At 71.0% G+C, this 6,509-nt stretch carries 6 protein-coding genes; 4 read left to right on the forward strand and 2 right to left on the reverse strand.

Annotated features, from left to right (window positions below; all coding sequences use genetic code 11):
* Together PV363_RS14535 and PV363_RS14540 are read right to left on the reverse strand one after the other, a co-directional pair.
* A partial coding sequence (locus tag PV363_RS14535; protein WP_301022689.1) for a zinc-binding dehydrogenase occupies positions 1-1,107 on the reverse strand: 1,107 nt, incomplete at its 3' end.
* A complete protein-coding gene (locus tag PV363_RS14540; protein WP_301022690.1) occupies positions 1,104-2,588 on the reverse strand; it encodes an NAD(P)/FAD-dependent oxidoreductase in 1,485 nt (494 codons plus the stop codon). The genes PV363_RS14540 and PV363_RS14535, both read right to left, overlap by 4 nt.
* A 139-nt stretch (positions 2,589-2,727) precedes the next feature.
* Here PV363_RS14540 and mshB point away from each other — a divergent pair, with 139 nt between their 5' ends.
* The 4 genes from mshB to PV363_RS14560 are packed head-to-tail and all read left to right on the forward strand — an operon-like array spanning position 2,728 to position 6,460.
* Entirely contained in the window at positions 2,728-3,645 is a 918-nt protein-coding gene (gene mshB / locus PV363_RS14545; RefSeq protein WP_220343852.1) for an N-acetyl-1-D-myo-inositol-2-amino-2-deoxy-alpha-D-glucopyranoside deacetylase, read from the forward strand.
* Positions 3,620-4,039, forward strand: coding sequence for a DUF6113 family protein (locus PV363_RS14550; RefSeq protein WP_301022691.1), 420 nt, complete (start codon positions 3,620-3,622; stop codon positions 4,037-4,039). Before mshB ends, PV363_RS14550 begins: the two co-directional genes overlap by 26 nt.
* Complete coding sequence (locus tag PV363_RS14555; protein WP_301022692.1) at positions 4,036-4,656, forward strand: flavin reductase family protein; 621 nt, start codon at positions 4,036-4,038, stop codon at positions 4,654-4,656. Before PV363_RS14550 ends, PV363_RS14555 begins: the two co-directional genes overlap by 4 nt.
* 34 nt (positions 4,657-4,690) lie before the next feature.
* A complete protein-coding gene (locus PV363_RS14560; RefSeq protein ID WP_301022693.1) occupies positions 4,691-6,460 on the forward strand; it encodes a VanW family protein in 1,770 nt (589 codons plus the stop codon).
* Positions 6,461-6,509 lie beyond the last annotated feature (49 nt).

The raw sequence follows: 6,509 nt of genomic DNA on the forward strand, positions 1-6,509 counted from the left end.
GTCGGCGAGGGCGGTGAACGCGTCGGCGACCCCGTCCAGCCCGACGGTGCCGGTCAGCAGCGGCGACGGGTCGACGGTGCCGTCGGCGATCATCTGGAGCGTCTCGTAGAACTCGCCGGGTCCGTAGGCGAAGACGAACCTCAGGTCGATCTCCTTGTTGATCGCCATCGACGGGCGGAACGTGTCGGGCTCCATGCAGACGCCCACGACCACGACACGCGACAGCAACGGCACGTGCGTGATGACGTCCTCGATCATCCCGGGCACACCGACGCACTCGAAGACGACCGGGCCGCGAGGCGTGGCGCCCACCTTCTCGGCGGCGCGCATCACCCGCCACCACGGCAGTCCCGGCACCCGTCGCAGGACCTGGAGCGTGTCCATCCCCAGCTCGATCAGGCTCGGTGCGGTGCGAAGGTGGCCCTTGCGCTCTCCGTACGCCGTCCACGGCGACTCGGTGCGCGGGTCGACGACGATGTCGGCGCCACACCGTGCCGCCAGCTGCCGGCGTGCCGCCGAGAGGTCGCTGGCGACGACCGTGCGGACCCCGGCGGCCTTGAGCATGAGGATCACGGCGAGCCCGATGGGTCCGCATCCCACGACGATCGCGACGTCCTTCTTGCCGACCTCGCTGCGCCGTACGGCGTGGTGCGCGACGGCGAGCGGCTCGGTGGTCGCGGCGTGGTCGTCGCTCACCCCGTCGGGGACCGGCATCGTCATCACCTCCGATACCAGCGTCATCTCGGCGAAGCCGCCAGGCGCGCGCTCCGAGAGGCCGGTGAGGTGTGCGCCGTCGTCCTGCCGCAGCACCGGCAGCGCCACCACCCTGGTGCCCACCGGCCACCGCTCCTGGCAGCCGGGCCCGTACGCGACGACCCGCCCGCAGAACTCGTGCCCGAGGACGACGGTCTGCTCGGAGCGCATGAAGCCGTCGTACCCGATCTCGGCGGCTCCGTCGGCCGTGAGGTCACTGTGGGTCCGGGCGTGCAGGTCGGACCCACAGATCCCGCTCCTGGTGACCTCGATCAGGACCTGGCCCCGGCCGGGGACGGGATCGGGGACCTCGGCGACGGCGAGCTCGCCGCGGTGGCAGGTGACCGCCCTCATGCCCCGACCTCCGTCCGGTCCTGGGTACGCGCCGAACGGGTCCAGACAAGGCCGTCGTCGAGGTCGGCCCGGTTGGTCGCCCACGCGTCCACGACGACGTTCTGGCGCATCGACCACGGGTAGTCACCGGTCGACCGCGGCTGCAGGTGCGCGCCACGGCGGATGTAGCCGGAGTCCATGTCGAACAGCGGGCGGGACTCGGGCGTCCCCTCGATCACCGGCGTCACCGTGTCGGCGCCGGTGTCGCGCAGCCGGTTGACGATCCGAGCCACGAGGCGCGCCGTCATGTCCGAGCGCATCGTCCACGAGAGGTTCACGTAGCCGATGCAGAACGCCAGGTTGGGGATGCCGCTGAGCATCGTCGCGCGGTAGGCGTAGGTGTGCGCGAGGTCGACCGGCGTCCCGTCGACACTGATCTGCGTGCCGCCGAGCAGCTGCAGGGCGAGCCCGGTCGCCGTCACGACGACGTCGGCCTCCACCACCTCGCCGCTCTCCAGCCGGATGCCGTTCTCGACGAAGCGGTCGATGTGGCCGGTCACCACGGAGGCACTGCCCTCGCGGATCGCCTGGAACAGGTCGCCGTCGGGGGAGATGCACAGGCGCTGGTCCCACGGCCGGTACGGCGGTGTGAAGTGCGCGTCGACGATCTCCTGGGAGCCGATCGCCGCCACCGCGCCCTTGCGGAACAGCCCGGCCATCTGGTTGGGCAGCCGTCGGCACGCCTGGTAGAAGCCCCACTGCATCGCGGTGTTCTTGGTCCGCATCGCGAGGTGCCCCGCCCGGGGCGGGAGCACCTTGCGGATCGCGTTGCCGACGGCGTCCTGCTTCGGTTGCGCGACGACGTACGTGGGGGTCCGCTGCAGCATCGTCACGTGCTCCGCCTGCTCGGCCATCGCGGGCACGACGGTGATGGCGGTGGCTCCGCTGCCCACGACGACCACCCGCTTGCCGGCGTAGTCCAGGTCGTCGGGCCAGAACTGCGGGTGGACGACCCGCCCTCGGAAGTCCTCGACACCGGCGAGACCCGGGTCGTACGGGGCGTCGTAGTCGTAGTAGCCGCTGCAGAAGAAGACGAAGCGCGCCTCGTACGTCTCCTCGACGGTGTCCGGCCCGGTGGCGACCGTGACCGTCCAGCGTGCACGCTCGGGGGACCAGTCGGCGGCGAGGACCGTGGTCGACAGCCGGATGTGCTGCTCGATCCCGCTCTCCCGCGCGGTCTCGTGGAGGTAGTCCCGGATCTGCTCGCCGTCGACGATCGAGTCCGGCCCGCGCCAGGGGCGGAACGGGAACGAGAGCGTGAAGATGTCGGAGTCCGAGCGCACACCGGGGTAGCGGAACAGGTCCCACGTCCCGCCGATCGCGTCGCGGGCCTCGAGGACCGCGTAGGTGGTGCCCGGGCTGCGCTCCTGCAGGCGGTACGCGGCGTTGATGCCGGACAGGCCTGCGCCGACGATGACGACGTCGACGGTGCGGTCGGCCATGGTGATCTCCTCGAGGACCGGCGGACGGGTGCGAGCGTGTCGAGTGTGACCCGTGACACGCGCGGTGCGCCGACTCTAGACGACCGTCTGGCGCGACAAGAGGCGTGGGGCGTCCGTCCGCCTCGGTACGCTGGGCGGCATGCCCGACAACCTCCCCGACCGCCGTCTGCTCCTGGTGCACGCTCACCCCGACGACGAGACGATCACGACCGGCGCGACGATGGCGAAGTATGCCGCCGAGGGCGCGCTCGTCACCCTGGTGACGTGCACGATGGGCGAGATGGGCGAGGTCCTGGTGCCCGAGCTCGAGCATCTCGCGGCCGACCGCGACGACACGCTCGGTGAGCACCGGGTCGCCGAGCGCGACGCGGCGATGAAGCGACTCGGCATCACCGACGCCCGATGGCTCGGAGGGGCCGGGACCTACCGTGACTCGGGCATGGTGTGGTCCGAGTCCGGTGCCGCCACCGTCGCGCCCGACGTCGCCCCCAACGCGTTCTGGCTCGCCGACCTCCGCGAGGCGGCCGACCACCTCGTCGCCGTGATCCGCGAGATCCGCCCACAGGTCCTCATCACCTACGACGACTTCGGCAACTACGGTCACCCCGACCACGTGCAGGCGCACCGCGTGGCGACCTACGCGGTCGCGCTCGCCGCCGCCCCGTCCTACCGCGCCGACCTCGGCGCCGCCTGGGACGTCGACAAGGTCTACTGGACCGCCAACGCCGACTCGTGGCTGCGGGAGGGTCTGCGCAAGCTCCGAGCGGCCGGCGACCACACCACCTTCGAGGGCCTCGACCCCGAGGGAGACCTGTCGTTCATGGCCGTCCCCGACGACCAGATCGCGGCATCGGTGGTCGCCGAGGAGTTCGCCGAGGCCAAGCTGGACGCGATGCGCGCCTACCCGACTCAGATCCAGGTCGACAGCCCCTTCTTCGCCTTGTCCAACAACCTCGGCGCGTACGTGTGGGGCACCGAGTTCTTCCGGATCGCGAAGGGCACGCCGGTGCCGGGGGAGGACGGGCTCGAGCATGACCTCTTCGCGGGCACGCGCTGACTCGCGCTCCGCGGGGCCGCTCGTCCTGCTCCTCGCCGCCGTCTTCGGAGCGGTCCTCTGCGTTGCCGGACTGGTCGTCCACCGGCACGTCACCGGCCCCGTCCCGTGGGGGGTCGTCCTGGCGCTGGGCACGGTGCTGGTGACGCTGCGTGCTGCCGCGCTCGTGGGGGGTACGGCCGCCGCGGTCGTCCTCGCCGTCTCCTACGGCGCTGTGCTGCTGCTCACCATGTCGTCGCGGCCCGAGGGCGACTACCTGGTGGCGGCCGACGCCCTCGGCTACTCGTTCCTGCTCGGCTCCCTCGTCGTCCTCGGAGCCGGCGTCGTGCTCGCCGCACGCGGCGCAGGTCACATCGCGTCCGAAACGGTGGACCGTCCCCGTAGGCTGGGAGGGTGAGCTCAGTGCCCCACCCCCTCGACCCAGCGGCCGCGCGCACCTTCCGTGATGTCCTCGGACGGTTCGCGAGCGGCGTCACGGTCACGACCACGGTGGCCGACGGGCTCGATCACGCGATGACCGCGAGCGCCTTCTGCTCGGTCTCGCTCGACCCCGCCCTGGTGCTCGTCGCCGTCGACCGACGAGCGCGGTTCCACGACGCGGTGCTGTCCTCCGGCACGTGGGGCGTCTCCGTCCTCGCCGAGAACGGACAGGACGACGCCACCTGGCTCGCCCGCCGCGGGCGCCCCCTCGAGGGACAGCTCGAGCGTGTCCCGCACCACCGGGGCGAAGCCACCGGCGCAGCGCTGCTCGACCGGGCCATCGGGTGGCTCGAGTGCCGCACCTGGCAGACGTACGACGGTGGTGACCACACGATCGTCGTCGGCGAGGTCCTGACGGCGGCGGTGCGTGCCGACGAGCCGGGCGCCCCCGCGGCACCCGACGGAACCCGCGATTTCGGCGAGTCCCGGCTCGGGGAGCCCCTTCTCTACTACCGTTCGCACTACGGCGCCTTGGTCCGCTCCCCCGAGAGCGAGAAAAACTCAGGCCTGGCCCCGGTCGAGCACCAGCGCTGACCGGCCCCCGCACGACCCGGACCACGAGGAACACATGGCCCCGACCCCGACCCCCACGCTCACCGAGCACGACACGACTCTGTTCGAGGAGAAGCGCCGACGCGGCGACCGCATCGCGCTGATCGCTCTCGCCGTCATCGCGCTGCTCGTCGTGACCGTCTACGTCGTCCTGCACTTCTCCACCTCGGACCGCGTGCCCGCGGGGACCTCGATCGGCGGCGTCGAGCTCGGCATGAAGCCGATCGACGAGGCGCGGACCACACTCGGTGACACGCTGGCCGCGCCGGCCAAGGAGCCCGTCCGGATCGTCCGCGGCAAGAAGACCTTCGAGCTCACGCCCGACGAGGCCGGGCTCGCCGTCGACCTCGACACCTCGATCGCCCAGACCGGTGCCGACACCTCGGTGTGGAACCCGTTGACGATGCTGGACGTGCTCTTCGGCGCGGAGAGCTACGACGTGGCCGTCGCCGTGGACGACAAGGTGCTCGAGTCGGCCGTGGCCTCCATCGCCGACGACACCGACCGCGAGGTCTCCGAGGGTCGCATCGGCTTCACCGACGGCAAGCCCAAGGTGAGCAAGCCCAAGGCGGGCCGCGCGGTGGATCAGAAGGCCACGACGGCCCTCGTCCGCAGCTCGTACCCGCTCGCGCACACCGATCTCGAGCTGCCGGTCGACGTGCTGGAGCCCGCAGTGAGCGTCGACGACCTCCGGGCCGCGGTCACCGAGATCGCCAAGCCGGCGATGTCGGCCCCGGTCAAGATCGTCGCCGGGAGCAAGTCTGCCGAGCTCGCCCCGTCGGACTACGCGCCTGCGCTGAGCGTGCAGGTGAAGGACGGCAAGCTCACGACGGTCGTCGACCCCAAGAAGCTGGCGGAGCCGCTCGCCGAGGCGACCGAGGAGATCGGCACACCGGCGCAGGACGCCACGGTGGCGATCCGCTCCGGCAAGCCGGTCGTGGTCCCGGGCAAGGCCGGCATCGGCGTGGTCCCGGCCGACGTGGCGACCGCCCTCGTGCCGGTGCTCCAGAAGTCCGGCGCCGAACGCGCGGTCGAGGTGGAGCCCAAGCAGAAGGCGCCTGACCTCACCACCAAGGAGGTCGAGAAGCTCGGCATCGTCGAGAAGGTCAGCTCCTTCTCGACGAACTACCCGCACGCGGACTACCGCAACACCAACCAGGGCCGCGCCGCCGAGCTCGTCAACGGCACGCTGCTCAAGCCAGGCGAGACGTTCAGCTTCAACGAGACCGTCGGCGAGCGTACGGTCGCCAACGGCTTCACCGCGGGCACGATGATCAGCAACGGCGTCTTCCGCGAGGACCTCGGCGGCGGCGTCTCCCAGGTCGCGACCACGCTCTACAACGCGGGATTCTTCGCCGGCCTCGAGGACGTCACTCACAAGCCGCACAGCTTCTACATCAGCCGCTACCCGGTGGGCCGCGAGGCGACGGTCGCCTGGCCGTCGGTCGACCTCAAGTTCAAGAACACCACCGATCACGGCATCCTCATCCAGGCCTGGGTCAACCGCAGCACCCCGGGCCGCCAGGGCTCGATGAATGTCACGTTGTGGGGCACGAAGCAGTGGGACATCAAGTCAGGGTTGTCGTCCAAGCGCAACTTCCGGTCGCCCGCGACCCGCTACGACGCCTCCGACGAGTGCCTGCCCCAGGCCGGCGTGACCGGGTTCGACGTCGACGTCTATCGGACCTTCACGCGTGACGGCGCGGTGGTCAAGCGTGAGACGACGACGGCGAAGTACAACGCCGCCGACAACGTGGAGTGCCGCAAGGCGCCTGGGGACGAGTGACGGCTACGCGGGGCTGATGTAGCGGTACGTGTGGTGCACCTCGAAGGTG

It is taken from the genome of Mumia sp. (assembly GCF_028803055.1).
GTDB lineage: Bacteria > Actinomycetota > Actinomycetes > Propionibacteriales > Nocardioidaceae > Mumia.

Excerpts from the sequence above, each read along its gene's own strand:
- PV363_RS14540 (WP_301022690.1), bottom strand. The coding sequence starts at position 2,588 with ATGGCCGACCGCACCGTCGACGTCGTCATCGTCGGCGCAGGCCTGTCC.
- mshB (WP_220343852.1), top strand. The coding sequence starts at position 2,728 with ATGCCCGACAACCTCCCCGACCGCCGTCTGCTCCTGGTGCACGCTCAC.
- PV363_RS14550 (WP_301022691.1), top strand. The coding sequence starts at position 3,620 with ATGACCTCTTCGCGGGCACGCGCTGACTCGCGCTCCGCGGGGCCGCTC.
- PV363_RS14560 (WP_301022693.1), top strand. The coding sequence starts at position 4,691 with ATGGCCCCGACCCCGACCCCCACGCTCACCGAGCACGACACGACTCTG.